Here is a 16,064-nt window from a genome sequence, read left to right as displayed (position 1 = left end):
ATTATAATTAATTTGATTGAATATTTTTAGGTATTAACTTTTTTGGAAATCTGTTTCTACTTTTCCATAATATTGAAGAAAAAATGATAGGAATTAAAGTATAAACAATACCAACTATTATAAATATTTTTTTTATATTTTCACTGCTATTTATTAAATCATTATAAGGCTTAAATATATTAAATATATTTTCATTAATTCCAATTAAAATTATAAAAATACCAAATAAAAACATTAAAAAATTTACTAAGTATTCTTTTTTCTGAAATAAAAAGCACTTGAATTTATTTTCACAATTGCTAATATTTGTAAAATTGAAATTTCCATAATTTTGTATCCCTTCTGGTATGCCTTTTATACTTCCTTTTATAGTAGGATATACATTTTCTCCAGTATGAATTATTTCAAAAATCATACCATCATGGTTATCTAAATAATCAAATCCAAAATAAGCTATATTTTGGTTATCTTCTGAAATTTTTATAAATGATTGATTAATTTCTCTAGTTTTACTAATAATTTGTGCATTTAAAATAATGGTATCTTCAGAAAATTCAAACCTTAATAAATCCTTACTAACTATATTTTCTTTTTTTAAAGTATCTTTCCCTTCATTCCAAAAAACAATTTCAATTTTAGTCAGGTTATCAACTGCTTTGTCGTTGTAAAGTATTTTAATATCTTTTGATAATTCTAATTTATTTTTTCTAATAATTTCCAAAAAATGTATTTGATAAGCTGGTATAGTTTTTCTAATAGAAATTTTGTATAATAAAAAAGACATAACAATACCTATTATTATACCAACCCAACCTTGATTAATGAAAATTAAAAATGCATCTATCATTTTAAAATATCCTTGTGTTTATTTATAAAAATAGTTGAAAATTTTAAAGTTGTTTAATGTAATAAAATATTTTAAACAACTTCATTTGAGATTAAATTATTCCCACTCAATAGTTGCAGGTGGTTTTGATGATATATCATAAACTACACGATTAATTCCATCAACTTCATTTATTATTCTTCTACTAATTGTTTCAAGTATTTCGTGTGAAATATGAGAAAAAGTTGCTGTCATACCATCTGTTGCATCTACTATTCTTACACAAACTGTATTATCATAAGTTCTATTATCTCCCATAACACCAACAGATTTTACATTTAATAAAACTGTAAATGCTTGCCAAGTTTTTTCATAGTAACCAGTTGAGTGTAAAACATCTAGTAAAATTACATCAGCTTTTCTTAAAAGATCTAAATCTGGTTTATTTACATCTCCCATAACTCTAATTGCAAGTCCAGGTCCAGGGAAAGGATGTCTATTTATCATATTTCTTGGTAGCCCTAATTCTAATCCTAAAGCTCTTACCTCATCTTTAAAAATCTCTCTTAAAGGCTCAACCAGTTCAAATTTCATCCAATCAGGAAGCCCACCAACATTATGATGAGATTTTATAGTTTTAGAAGGTCCTTTAACCGAAACAGATTCAATAACATCTGTATAAAGTGTTCCTTGTGCTAAGAACTCAACACCTGAGTGTTTTTTTGCTTCTTTATCAAATACTTCTATAAAAGTTTCTCCAATAATTTTTCTTTTTCTCTCAGGATCAGTTACACCAGCAAGTTTACTTAAAAACTCTTCACTTGCATCAATAGTTATTAAATCTATTCCTCTACTTTTAAAAATAGTCTCAACTTGCTCTCTTTCATTTGCTCTTAAAAGACCATTATCAACAAATACTGGAATTACTTGATTTCCAATTGCTTCAAAAAGTAGTGTTGCAACAACAGAGCTATCAACTCCACCTGAAACAGCACATAAAACTTTTTTATCTCCAACTTGTTTTTTTACTCTAGCTATTTGCTCTTTTGCAAAACTTCCCATATTCCAAGTGCTTTCACAACCACAAATATATTTTGCAAAGTTTTTAAGAAGTTTTGCTCCTTCTTCAGAGTGATAAACTTCTGGATGAAATTGAAAAGCATAGATATTTCTACTAGTATTTGCAATAGCAGCATATGGTGAATTTTCACTTATTGCTATTTTTTCAAATCCTGTTGGAATCTCTTCAACTCTATCTCCATGGCTCATCCAAACAATTTGCCCATTAGAAGTATCTTTAAAAATCTCATTTTCACCAACAAAATCTAATTTTGCTTTTCCATATTCATGGCTACTTGCAGGAACTACTTTTCCACCAAAATGTTGAGCAATTAGTTGCATTCCATAACAAATTCCTAAAATTGGAAGTCCTAAATCAAATATTGTACTATCTGGATGATATGAGTCAGTAGCATATACAGAAGCTGGTCCACCTGAAAGAATAATTCCTTTTGGAGTTCTTGCCATAATATCTTCAATCGATTCATTATAAGGAACAATTTCAGAATAAACTCCACTCTCTCTTAATTTTCTAGCAATAATTTGTGTATATTGACTACCGAAATCTAAAACAACTATTGGTACATGTTTCATAAAGTTTTTTACCTTTCTTTTACGCTTTTTTTAATTATTTATTCTATCTAAAAACTCTTTTTAATCTTCTTTTATAAAATGTGCACCCAAAGATTTTTCCCTTTTTAAACTAGCTTTTAATATAGTTCTTGCAGTTAAAAGCCTTAAATATAGTAGTCTTCCAACATCAAGTTTTAAATAACTCTCTATTTTTTCTAAAGCCTCTTTTAACTCATTTTTAGTTCTTACAATTCCTGCATTTTCCCACATTATTTTTCGTAAATCATCTTTTATCTCTTTATCTATACTTTTATTTCTAATATAGTTTTTTATCTCTTTTTTATAGTTATCTATCTCTATTTTAAAATTTGTTTTTAAAGATTTAGAAACTGCAATTTTTGAAAAAACGAGCCCTTCTAATAAAGAGTTTGAAGCCAATCTATTTGCTCCATGAACCCCATTACAAGCAACTTCTCCAATAGCATAAAGATTTTTAAAACCTTTTACTAAACCATCTAAATCAACTTCAACTCCACCCATACAGTAGTGAAAAGCAGGACTTATTGGAACATTTTCAAAAGGGAGTTCATATCCTAAATCTTTTATATTTTCATAAATATTTGGAAATCTTTGTTTAAATGCTCTTTTTTCAAAATTTTCAAAAGATAAAAATACCCCTAGTCCAGTTTTTTTATTGTAATCAAAAATAGCACGACTTACAATATCTCTTGGTGCTAATTCTCCATCTTCATGATAATCAAACAGAAATCTTTTACCATTTTCATCTACAACAAAAGCTCCTTCGCCCCTTAAAGCTTCAGATAAAAGTGGTTTTCTCGCAAAAGTTGTACCTTTTAAAACTGTTGGATGAAACTGAGTCATCTCCATATCTTTTAAAGTAATATTTTTTTCTGTAATAATTCCATGAATCTCTCCAGCATTTGCTGTTGAGTTTGTATGATATCTATATATTGATCCAACTCCTCCACTTGCAATAATTGTATTGTGAGAATAAGCTACTTTTTGTTTATATTCACTTGTAAAATATTGAACTCCATAACAAATATCATCTTGTATTAATAAATCACAAACCACAGCTTGAGTCACTATTTCATGAGGACAATGTTCAAGTAAAAATATATGAATCTCTCTTCCTGTTGCATCTCCACTTGCATGTAAAATTCTATTTCTACTATGAGCTGCTTCTTTTGTATATGCTAGTGTTCCATCAGCTTTTTTATCAAAATTCATACCTGCATTTATAATCTCTTTTATTGTAGGAATTGACTCTTTACTTAAAAGTTCAACGGCTTGAAGATTATTATAGTTTGCACCAGCTTCAAGTGTATCTTTTATATGTAGAGGAATATCGCTCTCATCAACAGCACTTGCAATTCCACCTTGAGCCCAAAAAGTGTTTGAATTCCAAGTAGACATCTTGCATAAAATCAAAACTCTTTTATCTTTTGGTAGAAGTCTAGCAGCATTAAGCCCTGCTATTCCAGCTCCAACTATAATATAATCGTATATCATTGTTGTGTCGTTTGTTGTTTATCATTTGGTTTATAAACTGGATCAGCTTTATAACCACAACCACTAAAACTAAATAAAACTCCTGCTATAATTAGCGTATGAAAAAAGTTAATGACATTCTTACTCATCTTAAAGATAACTCCTCTTTTGAAAAAATTGATACTTTTTTAGAAATAAAAAGATTTATAAATATACTACCTTTAAAATTAAAAAGTGGAATAAAATTTGCATATATAAAAAACAATACACTAATTTTTATGCTAAAACACCCGCAGTTTAAGGCAGAGTTTAAATATTCTAATAATATTTCTGATTTAAAAGCCCTACTTAAAATGTCAAACTTAAAGCACATTCAAAACTTTGAATTTTATGTATCAAACAGTATAGATAAAGTACAAGAAAGTGATGAAATTAACGATATAAAATACAAAGAACGCTCTTTAGGAATCTTTGAAAATAGTATAAAAGATGAAAAACTTTTTTTAAAATTTGAGAATATTAGAAAGATTATAAAAGAGTTAAGAGATTAAATCTTAACTCTTTTTATTTACAATGCACTTGCCATATTTAAGTAGTGATGAGCCATATATGAGCTTCTTGCATATGGACTTGCTTTAACAAACTCAAAGCCCATTTTATAAGCTATCTCCTCATATTTTTTGAACTGTTCTGGTTTTACATACTCTATAACTTTTTCAAAATCACCACTAGGTGCAAGATATTGCCCTATACTTAAAAACTTACAACCAACATCAAGTAAATCTTGAAAAACTTGTATCATCTCATCTTCAGTCTCACCAAGACCTACCATTAGAGCACTTTTTGTCTGTACTTTATCTCCACCTAGTTCTTTTAATCTTCTTAAAACTTCCAAACTTCTTCCATAAGTTCCATTTCTTCTAATTCTATATAGGCTTGGAACTGTCTCTACATTGTGTCCAATAATTGTAGCTCCTGATTCTATAACTCTTTTTAAGCTATCATCATTTCCTTTAAAATCAGGGATTAAAATCTCAACTTTTGTTTGTGGAGATTTTTCTATGATATCTCTTGTTACTTTATAAAACTGCTCTGCTCCACCATCTTTTAAATCATCTCTTGCAGGACTTGTAATAACCACAAATTTTAAACCCAAAGTTAAAACTGAAGTTGTAACTTTTTTTATCTCACTCTCATCTACTTTATGTGGCATTCCTGTTGTTACATTACAATATGTACATCTTCTTGTACAAATATTTCCTAAAATCAAAAATGTAGCATTTTTATTTGAAAAACATTCACTTATATTTGGACATTTTGCCTCTTGACAAATAGTATGAAGCCCTCCAACATCTTTTAATAAAGTCTCCATTTCTACTTGAGCATGTGGAGTTAATTTTTTTCTTAACCATTCAGGTTTTTTATAATTTATTGTTGTATCTAATGCTTGTGTCATCTTAATTTTCCTCTTCAAATTTTTTTAAAATATTTTTCTCTTCTTCATTTAAATCATCATTTATAAAATCTACTTCAAAAACCTCTTTAAAAGCTTTTATTAAACCATCTTTTGCCTCTTCAAAACTTAAACCTATTCCAAAATCTTGTAATGAACTTCCAAAAACTTCATCATTTGATTTAGTAAAAAGTGGAATAGAACCATGTTGTAAAATACAATTTTTTGCTCTTTTTTGTGCATTTCCACCTATTTTTTTACCATTTATTATAATATCATAAGCTTCAAAACCAACTTGACAAAATGGGCTTTTACTTAAAACTATCTCTTTATCATCCTTTGCAAAATGTGGTTTTAAGCCCAAATTCTCATAAAATTTTATTAAAAATTGGCAAATTAAAAAATATGTCTCTTTGACATCACAATTTTCTATTGTTTTTGGGTTTACTAAAATAGTATATGAAATATCATGTCCATGAAACAAAACTCCACCACCTGTTACTCTTTTTCCTACATTATCTTTATACTCTTTTAGTAAATTTGAATAATCTTCTATATTTTGCCCTGCCCCAAAAGTGATACCATCTTCCCAAGAATAGAGCCTTAAAATAGCTAGACTATTGTTATTAAAAGTTTTAAATAATGCTTTATCAATATTTGAATTAACTTTTGCGTTAAGCTTTTGTGTTATAATCAATCTAAATTTATTGTTAAACTTCATCGATTTTTATCCTAAAAAATATTTTATATAAGTGAATTATAATTCAACTTATATTAAAATTGCAAATTAATTTTAAAAATTAAGAAAACTTTTATAAAGGAGATTTATGACAAAGTTAAATTTAGAAGATATTAACCCTCTTGAAACAAAAGAGTGGATGGAAGCTTTAGAGGCTGTTATAGAAGAAGAAGGAGTTGAGAGAGCTCATTTTCTACTAGAAAAATTAATAGATAAATCAAGAAGAAGTGGAGCTCATTTACCTTATAGTGCAACAACTGCATATATAAATACAATTTCTCCTTCTGAAGAACCAAAAATGCCAGCAAATATGGATTTAGAAAGAAAAATAAGATCAATTATTAGATGGAATGCACAAATTATGGTTCAAAGAGCTTCAAATAAGCATTTAGAACTTGGTGGTCATATAGCATCATTTCAATCATCAGCAACACTTTATGATGTAGCTTTTAATCACTTTTTTAGAGCACCAAATGAGAAAGATGGTGGAGATTTAATATTTTTCCAAGGACACATTAGTCCAGGTATCTATGCAAGAAGCTTTTTAGAAGGAAGATTTACACAAGATCAAATGGATAATTTTAGACAAGAAGCATTCAATGATGGATTATCTTCATATCCTCACCCAAAATTAATGCCTTCATATTGGCAATTCCCAACAGTTTCTATGGGACTTGGACCTTTACAAGCAATCTATCAAGCAAGATTTTTAAAATACCTTACAAATAGAGGAATAAAAGATTGTAGTGAGCAAAAAGTATATTGCTTTATGGGAGATGGAGAGACAGATGAACCTGAATCTTTAGGTGCTATTGGAATGGCTGCAAGAGAAGGTTTAGACAATCTTATTTTTGTAATCAATTGTAATTTACAAAGATTAGATGGTCCAGTAAGAGGAAATGGAAAAATTATCCAAGAGCTTGAAGGTGAGTTTAGAGGAGCTGGTTGGGAAGTAATCAAAGTTATTTGGGGAGGTCTATGGGATAGTTTACTAGAGAAAGATACTTCTGGAAAACTTCTTGAGTTAATGGAACAAACAGTTGATGGAGAATACCAAAACTTCAAACAAAAAGGTGGAGCATATACAAGAGAGAATTTCTTTAATAAATTCCCAGAGACTGCAAAATTAGTTGAAAATTTAAGTGACAACGATATTTGGAAATTAAATAGAGGTGGTCATGACCCTGTAAAAGTTTATGCAGCTTACAAAAAAGCAAATGAGACAAAAGGAAGACCTTCTGTTATTTTAGCAAAAACTGTAAAAGGTTACGGTATGGGAAGTGCTGCTGAAGGTATGAATATCGCTCACCAAGTTAAAAAAGTAGATGTAAATCATCTAAAACAGTTTAGAGATAGATTTGATTTACCAATAAGTGATGAAGAAGTTGAGTCTTACTCTTATTATAAACCAGATGAAAATTCACCTGAAATTAAATATTTAAAAGAAAGACGAGCAGCTCTTGGTGGATTTGTACCTCAAAGACTTGAGAAATTTACAAACAAACTACAAATTCCAGCTTTAAGTGATTTTGAAGCAATAACAGCAGGAAGTGGAGATAGAGAAATCTCTACAACAATGGCATTTGTAAGAGTTTTAAATGCTTTATTAAAAGATAAAAATATAGGTAAAAATATTGTTCCAATAGTTCCTGATGAAGCTAGAACATTTGGTATGGAAGGTATGTTTAGACAATTTGGTATCTACTCAAGTGCTGGGCAAAAATATATTCCACAAGATAAAGACCAAGTTGCATTCTATAAAGAGGATATTAAAGGGCAAGTTTTACAAGAAGGAATTAATGAACTAGGAGCTATGAGTTCATGGATAGCAGCTGCTACATCATATTCAATAAATGACTATCCAATGATTCCATTTTATATTTTCTACTCTATGTTTGGATTCCAAAGAACTGGTGACTTATGTTACGCAGCAGGTGACCAAAAAGCTAGAGGTTTCTTAGTTGGTGGAACAAGTGGTAGAACTACACTAAATGGAGAAGGTTTACAACACGAAGATGGGCACTCTCATATTTTAGCAAATACAGTTCCAAATTGTATTACTTATGACCCAACTTATGGATATGAAGTTGCTGTTATAGTACAAGATGGTATTAATAGAATGTATGGAGAAAAACAAGAAGATATTTTCTACTATATTACAACTTTAAATGAAAATTATGCTCAACCAGCAATGCCACAAGGTGTTGAAGAGGGAATTATAAAAGGAATTTACAAAGTAAAAACTTTTGAAGCAAAAAATGATTTTAAAGTTAAACTTTTAGGTTCTGGATCAATCTTCCAAGAAGCAATAAAAGCAGCTGAAATTTTAGCTAGTGAATATAATATAAAAGTAGATATTTACTCTGTTACTTCATACAATGAATTAACAAGAGAAGCACAAGATATCGAAAGAGAAAATTTACTAAATCTTGATAAAACTCCTCTTATACCTTATGTAGAAAAAGTTTTAGGAAGCAATGAAGATAATATAATAATTAGTGCAACTGATTATATAAAAGCATATTCAGAGCAACTAATCCCTTATGTAAAAGGAAGTTTCAAAGCTTTAGGAACTGACGGTTTTGGAAGAAGTGATAGTAGAGCAAATTTAAGAAAATTCTTTGAAGTTGATACAAACTTTATAGTTTATACAACTTTAGCTCAACTAGCAAAAAATGGGAAAATAGACAAAAAAGTAGCTATTGAAGCTAAAAATAAATATGAGATTGATTCAAATAGAATCACTCCAAGAAATGCTTAAGGAGTAAAAAATGGCAAAAATATATGAAGTTTTTATTCCTGATTTAGGTGCAGATAAAGATGTTGATTTAATTGACATAATGGTAAAAGTTGGTGATGTTGTAGAAGTTGAAGATGGTCTTATTACTTTAGAGACTGAAAAAGCTTCTATGGATGTTCCAACTCCTTATAAAGGAAAAATTGTTGAGATTTTAGTAAAAGTTGGAGACAAGGTAAATAGTGGAGATTTAATAGTAAAAGTTGAAGCTAGTGATGAAATATCAATAGATGAGCCAAAAGTTGAAGTACCAACTACTCCAAAAGCAGAAGAGAAAAAAGTTGAAGAATCAGTTATACAAACTCCAACACAATTTGTAAAAGAGCAAACTATAAAATCTGTTCTTGAAGAGGTAAGAGTTCCTGATTTAGGTGCTGAAAAAGATGTAGATTTAATAGATGTTATGATTCATGTAGGAGATATTATTGTAAAAGATTATAGTATTATCACTCTTGAAACTGAAAAAGCATCTATGGATGTACCAGCACCATTTGGAGGGGAAGTTATTGAGATTCTTGTACAAAAAGGACAAAAAATCAATAGTGGAGATTTAATAGCAAAAGTTATAAAAACTGTTGTTATTGAAGATAAAGTTCCAACTCCTTTAGCAAAAACTACACAAGAACCAAAAATAGTTGAAAAAGTAGCAAACTCAACACCAACTATTCAAGAAGTAGCTGCTAGACAAGTTGAAATTGAAGATAGTAAAGTACTATCAAAAAAAGCAACAAAAGTTTATGCAAGTCCTAGTGTAAGAAAAGTTGCTAGAGAGTTTGGTGTTGATTTAGGTTTTGTAAAAGGTAGTGGAAATAAAGGAAGAATTTTAGTTGAAGATATTAAAGCTTATGTAAAAGAACAACTAAATAAACCTGCAAGTGCTACTGGTGTAGGATTTGGATTTAACTTACCTGAATCAAAAGAGATAGATTTCTCACAATTTGGAAAAATTCAAAGAGTTGAACTTAGTCGTGTTCAAAAAGTTTCTGGACCATTTTTACATAAAAACTATCTATCAGCACCTCATGTTACACAATTTGATGAAGCTGATATTACAGAGCTTGAAGAGTTTAGAAAAGAGCAAAATAGTATTGCAAAAGATTTCAAACTTTCACCACTAGTGTTTATCATAAAAGCAGTTGAAAAAGCTTTAAAACTTCACCCTAAATTTAACTCTAGCTTAAGTTCTGATGGGCAAGAGTTAATTATGAAAGAGTATTTCAATATTGGAGTTGCAGTTGATACTCCAAATGGGCTTTTAGTTCCAGTTATAAAAGATGTTGATAAAAAAGGTTTCAAAGATATTGCTATTGAATTAGCAGAGCTGTCTAAAAAAGCAAGAGATGGAAAACTAACTAGCTCTGATATGAGTGGTGGTTGCTTTACAATTTCAAGCCTAGGTGGAATTGGTGGAACATATTTCACTCCAATTATAAATGCTCCTGAAGTTGCAATTTTAGGTGTTTCAAAATCTTCTATTAAACCTGTGTTTGAAGCAAATGAGTTTAAACCAAGACTAATTTTACCACTAAGTTTGTCTTATGACCATAAAGTAATAGATGGTGCTGATGGTGCTAGATTTACAACAACTTTATCACAACTTTTAAGTGATATTAGATTGTTAAGTTTATAAGGAGTTATTTATGAATGAAGTAAAAACTCAAGTTTTAGTAATAGGAGCAGGTCCTGGTGGATATTCTGCTGCCTTTAGATGTGCAGATTTAGGTTTAGAGACAGTTATAGTTGAACGACACCCTACTTTGGGTGGAGTTTGCCTAAATGTTGGGTGTATTCCTTCAAAAGCTTTACTTCATGTAGCTAAAGTAGTTGAAGAGGCAAAACATATAGAAAAAGCTGGTATTTTTTATGAAAGCCCAAAAATAGATATTAAAAAAATAGCTGAGTATAAAAGTGGTGTTGTAAAAAAACTAACTGGTGGTTTAGATGCAATGGCTAAAATGAGAAAAGTACAACATATTCAAGGTGTTGCAAAATTCTTAGATGAGCATAGTGTTGAAGTTGATTTAGCAAATGGCGAAAAAACAAAAGTTACTTTTGATTATTGTATTATTGCAGCTGGAAGTCAAAGCTCAAAAATGTCGTTTATACCTCATGAAGACCCAAGAATTTGGGATTCTACAAATGCACTAGAAGTAAAAGAAGTACCAAAAAAACTTTTAATCTTAGGTGGTGGAATAATTGGACTTGAAATGGGTACAGTTTATTCAACATTAGGAAGTCAAGTTGATGTTGCAATCAGAGGTGAACAACTAATGACTGGAACTGATAGCGATATAATCAAACTTTATACAAAAGCAAATTCAAATAGATTTAATATTATGACAAAAACTCAAACTCAAAGCATAATTCCAAAAAATGAAGGAATTTATGTAGAGTTTAAAGGAGACAATGCTCCAAAAGAGGGAATTTTATATGATGCTGTTTTAGTAGCTCTTGGAAGAAGTGCAAATGGGAATAAACTTGGACTTGAAAATACAAATGTAGAGGTAAATGAGCAAGGACTTATCAAAGTTGATAATCAACTACGAACAAAAGTTCCTCATATTTTTGCTATTGGAGATATTATTGGTCAACCTATGCTTGCTCACAAAGCTGTTCATGAAGGTCATGTAGCTGCTGAAGTTATTGCAGGACATAAAGTATTCTTTGAACCAAAACAAATTCCATCTATTGCCTATACATTCCCAGAGATTGCTTGGGCTGGAATGACTGAAATTGAAGCTAAAAAAGCTGGAATCAACTATGAAGTTTCAACTTTTCCATGGAGTGCAAGTGGTAGAGCATTAGCAAGTGATGTTGCCTCTACTGGTATGACAAAACTAATTTTTGACAAAGATACACACCAATTAATTGGTGGTGCAATAGTTGGAGAAAATGCTGGAGAACTTTTAGGAGAAATCTCACTAGCTCTTGAAATGGATTGTGATGCTGAAGATATAGGTCTTACAATTCATGCTCACCCAACATTGCATGAGTCTATTGGTATGGCTGCTGAAATTTTCGAAGGAACAATCACAGATTTACCAAATGCAAAAGCTATAAAGAGAAAATAATTTCTCTTTTAGCTTTAATTTACACAGTTTCTACATTATTATATAAAAATAGATTAACTAAAATTATAAAACTTATCCACAAACTCCACGATTCTATCCAAAACCCTAGGTATTATTTTTTTTCTCTCCAATAGTTTTGGTTTTACTAAAAGAATATTTACAATATCATCACTTAATGGTTTTCTACTATCATAAAGATAGTTTTCTATCAAACTTTTTGTTTTTTCAATCTCTAGTTTCTCTTCTTCACACAAAATATGAAAAGCTTTCTCTTTTTTAACATCTATAAATTTAAAAAACTCATCTTCAATATTTTCAATATCAATTCCACTTAAAGCACTATTTATAAACTCATCAATAAGCTCTTTTTTACTTCTTAAAATTGGGTTTGAATTTATAAGATTGTTTATATTCTCTTTTTGTTTTGTTTTGTCTTTTGTTTTTGATTGGCTATATTTTGCTAATAATTTTAAAATATATGAAACATTTATCTCATCTTTATGAATTAGCTCTAGTTCAAAATCAACATCTTTTAAAATAGACACTTTCCCCTCATTTTGGCTATTTTCTCTTTTTATCTTGTCATATAAATCTAAATATTTTGATTTATAATCCTCAAATTGTTGTTCACTCATAGATAAATCAAACCATTTAAAATCACTAAATCCTTCCAAAATATTTTTAACTCGAATCAACTCTCTAAAAGTTTTTATAAACTCTAGCTGTATATTTTCATCTATTATACTATCCACACTACTTACACTAGGAGCTATTTGTAAAAGTTTTATAAAAATCTCATTAAACTTTTCTACATAATACTCATAAGACTCCATCAAAACTTTATCTTCATTCTCTTGATTTGAAAAAAGTGCTATTGCTTCATCTGTTTCATTTTTTAAGTTCCTAAAACAAACTATATTTCCTTGAGATTTTTTCTCATTTAAAATCCTATTTGTTCGTGAAAAAGCTTGTATAAGCCCGTGATATTTTAAATTTTTATCTACATATAAAGTGTTTAAAATAGGTGCATCAAAACCAGTTAAAAACATATTTACAACAAGTAAAATATCTATCTCTTTTTTCTTCGTTCTTCTTGAAATATCATCATAATATAAATAAAAACTTTTTGTATCTTTTGTAGTGTAATTTGTATCAAATAGTTTATTATAATTGCTTATATACATTTCTAGTTTATCTCTTGAGTGCTGATTTATATTTGCTTCATCAATCAAAATATCACTATCATCTAAAGCATAAATTCCATTTGCATCTTTGTCCTCTTCATTTGCACTATATGAAAATATTGTTGCGATTTTTAAATCTTGATTTTTCTTTTTAAAAGCTTCATAATATTTACATAAAACCTCAACACTACTAACAGCAAAAATAGAGTTAAACTCTTTTGAATGAGTTTTTCTATCGTGATTTGCCAAAATATAATCAACTATTTTTTCAATTCGCTCATTGCTTTCAAGCAACTCTTTTGTATCAATTCCCTCAACTTCAATATCTATCTCATTTGCACTATCTTTTTTCTTATATCTTCCTACATATTCAACTGAAAATTTCAATACATTTTCATCTTTTATTGCATTTGTTATGATATATTTGTGAAGTCTTTCCCCAAAAAGTTCTGCTGTTGTTCTTTTACCAAACTTATTTCCCAAAGCATTATCTTCAAATATAGGAGTTCCTGTAAAACCAATGAGCTGTGTATTTGTAAAAAACTTAACAATATTTTTGTGTGTTTCTCCAAACTGGCTTCTATGACACTCATCAAAAATAAATACTATTTTTTTATTTTTTAGACTTTGCATATCTTTTAAATATCTTTGATTATTTATAGCATTGTTTAGTTTTTGTATAGTTGTGATGATAAGTTTGCTATTTTTTAGCTCTCCTTTTTTATCTTTGTAAACTCCTAAAAACTGCTTTACTAAAGTTTTTGTATTGTCTGTACCATCTACACTTCCTTCACTAAAACTATTGAACTCTTTTGTAGTTTGTGAGTCTAAATCTTTTCTATCTACAACAAAAACCACTTTTTCAACTTCACTAAAGTTTGTAAGTATTTGTGAAGCTTTAAAAGATGTCAAAGTTTTTCCACTTCCTGTTGTGTGCCAAATATAGCCATTTTTATTTGTATTTTTTACTCTATTTATGATAGCTTCAACAGCCCAAAACTGATAAGGTCGTAAAACCATAAGTATCTTTGAAGTTTGGGCTAAAACTATATATCTACATATCATTTTAGATATATGGCATTTTTCTAAAAATAGTTTTGTAAACTCTCTTAGTTCTGTGATATTGTTATTGCTTTCATCTGCCCAAAAAAATGTTTGTTTAAATGACTGTTTTTTATTGTTTGAGTAATATTTTGTATTTACTCCATTTGAGATTACAAAGATTTGAATATATGAAAATAAAGCACTATTAAAACTATATGAGTGTCTTTGGTAGCGATTTATCTGATTGAAAGCCTCTTTTAACTCTAAACCTCTTCTTTTTAACTCTATTTGCACAAGTGGTAAACCGTTTATAAGAAGTGTTACATCATATCTATTTTTATATTTTCCTTCAATTGTTACTTGAGAAGTAACCTGAAAGATATTTTGACACCAATTTATACTATCTAAAAACTCAATATATACGGTTGTTTTATTATCATCTTTTAAAAGTGCATATTTATCTCTTAAAATCTTCGCTTTTTCAAATATATCGCCTTTGTTTAGATGATTTAACACTCTTTGAAACTCTGCTTGGCTTAAAGTTGTTTTATTATGAATTTCAAGCTGTTTTTTTAGATTTTCTAAAAGCTCTTTTTCATCTTTTATATAAACTCTTTCATAATCCAAACTCTCTAATTGTTTGATTAAATTTTCTTCTAGTGTTGCTTCATCTTGTGTGTTCATATTTCTACCTTAAAATTTAATTAATCCGTATTTTTTAAAAAATTATGTTATAATTCTCTTGCAAAGGTTCCCATCTACCAATAAGACTCCAAGGGAGGCTTCCGTAAGGATAGGTAGAATGGGTCATTTTTCATAATAGACTTCTTTTCTATCTTTTGTCATTTCATCAACTTTTATCAAATATTTTTCAATTCTTTTATAGTAAGTTTCATCATTTCTTTCAAACTTTCTAAATATAGCCCAACAAATATAATCAGCAATTTGTAAATTTGTACTTGAAGCACTACAATGATGAAAAATATCATATCTAAGTTGCTTATCTAAATTTTTACTTTTTAAATACTCTTTAATCCCTTTTTTCAAAGCACCTATTTGTTTATTTTTATTACTTTGAACAGGAAGTCTATCTGTAATAATTATAAAGTTCTTATTTATATTTAACTCGCCTAAAAGCTTTTGTATTGCAAAACTTAAATTATCTATATAAAACCTATCTTTGTGATTTCTTTTTTCTGGATTAACTTTTGGTTTTTCCAAAATATAGGAATATGCTTTTACACTATTTTCATCAAAAGTTGAAATTATATTAAAAAGTTCATTTTTAATATAATTATTGTCTTCACAAGCATGAAAAGCTTCAATATCTAATCTTTTTTCCACAAGTGGGTCTAAATTTCTTTCAAGCAAAGAATATCTATAACTTGCAATATATTCGTGTAAATTAAAAGGTCTTTTTTTAACTAAAAAAGTAAATAGATAATGTTTAGAACCATTTGATGAAAAATCAAAATCTCCTGCTTCATCAACAAAAATATAAATAGTATCACTTATAGTTTCAATATTTACTTGAGTGTTAATAGAAAATCTTATTGAATTTATTTCATAATAATCATGAGGTAAAGCATTAAAAAGTTTTATTAACATATTTCTTGAATCATCATCAATTGTTTCTAACTCTAAAAAATAATTAGGATTAATAGAAATTTCAATCTCTCCTATACCACCATTCCAACCATCAATTAAATGATCTTTATAAACTGCATTTTCAAGCTTAATAGCTAAATCATATTTATTTTGTTTTTTTAAGATATTTTGAATTATTTTTATATTTTCAGTCATAAT

At 28.7% G+C, this 16,064-nt stretch carries 11 protein-coding genes; 4 read left to right on the top strand and 7 right to left on the bottom strand.

Annotated features, from left to right (window positions below):
* Nucleotides 1–7 precede the first annotated feature (7 nt).
* The 3 genes from AFAEC_RS04160 to AFAEC_RS04150 all read right to left on the bottom strand — a co-directional run bounded on the left by AFAEC_RS04160 (nucleotide 8) and on the right by AFAEC_RS04150 (nucleotide 3,991).
* Complete coding sequence (locus AFAEC_RS04160) at nucleotides 8–847, bottom strand: hypothetical protein (RefSeq protein ID WP_026805839.1); 840 nt, start codon at nucleotides 845–847, stop codon at nucleotides 8–10.
* Between the two features lie 96 nt (nucleotides 848–943).
* Nucleotides 944–2,479: a glutamine-hydrolyzing GMP synthase gene (guaA, locus tag AFAEC_RS04155; RefSeq protein WP_026805840.1), complete on the bottom strand. Its 1,536-nt coding sequence runs from the start codon at nucleotides 2,477–2,479 to the stop codon at nucleotides 944–946.
* 60 nt (nucleotides 2,480–2,539) lie between these two features.
* Nucleotides 2,540–3,991, bottom strand: coding sequence for an L-aspartate oxidase (locus tag AFAEC_RS04150; protein WP_026805841.1), 1,452 nt, complete (start codon nucleotides 3,989–3,991; stop codon nucleotides 2,540–2,542).
* Between the two features lie 98 nt (nucleotides 3,992–4,089).
* Here AFAEC_RS04150 and AFAEC_RS04145 point away from each other — a divergent pair, with 98 nt between their 5' ends.
* Nucleotides 4,090–4,521, top strand: a complete 432-nt coding sequence (locus AFAEC_RS04145; protein ID WP_026805842.1) for a hypothetical protein — start codon at nucleotides 4,090–4,092, stop codon at nucleotides 4,519–4,521.
* A gap of 17 nt (nucleotides 4,522–4,538) precedes the next feature.
* Here AFAEC_RS04145 and lipA read toward each other — a convergent pair whose 3' ends face one another.
* Both lipA and AFAEC_RS04135 read right to left on the bottom strand, forming a co-directional pair.
* Entirely contained in the window at nucleotides 4,539–5,426 is an 888-nt protein-coding gene (gene lipA / locus AFAEC_RS04140) for a lipoyl synthase (RefSeq protein ID WP_026805843.1), read from the bottom strand.
* Between the two features lies 1 nt (nucleotide 5,427).
* The gene (locus AFAEC_RS04135; protein WP_026805844.1) at nucleotides 5,428–6,144 is read right to left on the bottom strand and encodes a lipoate--protein ligase family protein; all 717 of its coding nucleotides are present in this window, start codon (nucleotides 6,142–6,144) and stop codon (nucleotides 5,428–5,430) included.
* Nucleotides 6,145–6,250: 106 nt separating this feature from the next.
* Between AFAEC_RS04135 and aceE the strand changes: the two genes are divergently transcribed.
* The 3 genes from aceE to lpdA are packed head-to-tail and all read left to right on the top strand — an operon-like array spanning nucleotide 6,251 to nucleotide 12,030.
* Entirely contained in the window at nucleotides 6,251–8,923 is a 2,673-nt protein-coding gene (gene aceE, locus AFAEC_RS04130; RefSeq protein WP_026805845.1) for a pyruvate dehydrogenase (acetyl-transferring), homodimeric type, read from the top strand.
* Nucleotides 8,924–8,933: 10 nt separating this feature from the next.
* The gene (locus tag AFAEC_RS04125) at nucleotides 8,934–10,589 is read left to right on the top strand and encodes a dihydrolipoyllysine-residue acetyltransferase (RefSeq protein WP_026805846.1); all 1,656 of its coding nucleotides are present in this window, start codon (nucleotides 8,934–8,936) and stop codon (nucleotides 10,587–10,589) included.
* Nucleotides 10,590–10,599: 10 nt separating this feature from the next.
* On the top strand, nucleotides 10,600–12,030 hold the full coding sequence (lpdA, locus tag AFAEC_RS04120) for a dihydrolipoyl dehydrogenase (protein ID WP_026805847.1): 1,431 nt from the start codon (nucleotides 10,600–10,602) through the stop codon (nucleotides 12,028–12,030).
* A 53-nt stretch (nucleotides 12,031–12,083) separates the two neighbouring features.
* On the opposite strand, the gene AFAEC_RS04115 is transcribed toward lpdA, so the two are convergent.
* Together AFAEC_RS04115 and AFAEC_RS04110 are read right to left on the bottom strand one after the other, a co-directional pair.
* Nucleotides 12,084–14,942, bottom strand: a complete 2,859-nt coding sequence (locus AFAEC_RS04115; protein WP_026805848.1) for a type I restriction endonuclease subunit R — start codon at nucleotides 14,940–14,942, stop codon at nucleotides 12,084–12,086.
* 123 nt (nucleotides 14,943–15,065) lie between these two features.
* On the bottom strand, nucleotides 15,066–16,061 hold the full coding sequence (locus tag AFAEC_RS04110) for a DUF3800 domain-containing protein (RefSeq protein WP_026805849.1): 996 nt from the start codon (nucleotides 16,059–16,061) through the stop codon (nucleotides 15,066–15,068).
* Nucleotides 16,062–16,064: the final 3 nt, after the last annotated feature.

Source organism: Aliarcobacter faecis, assembly GCF_013201705.1.
Classification (GTDB): Bacteria; Campylobacterota; Campylobacteria; order Campylobacterales; family Arcobacteraceae; genus Aliarcobacter; species Aliarcobacter faecis.
Note: the sequence above shows the minus strand (reverse complement) of the source record. Positions and strands in the feature narration are given on the sequence as shown.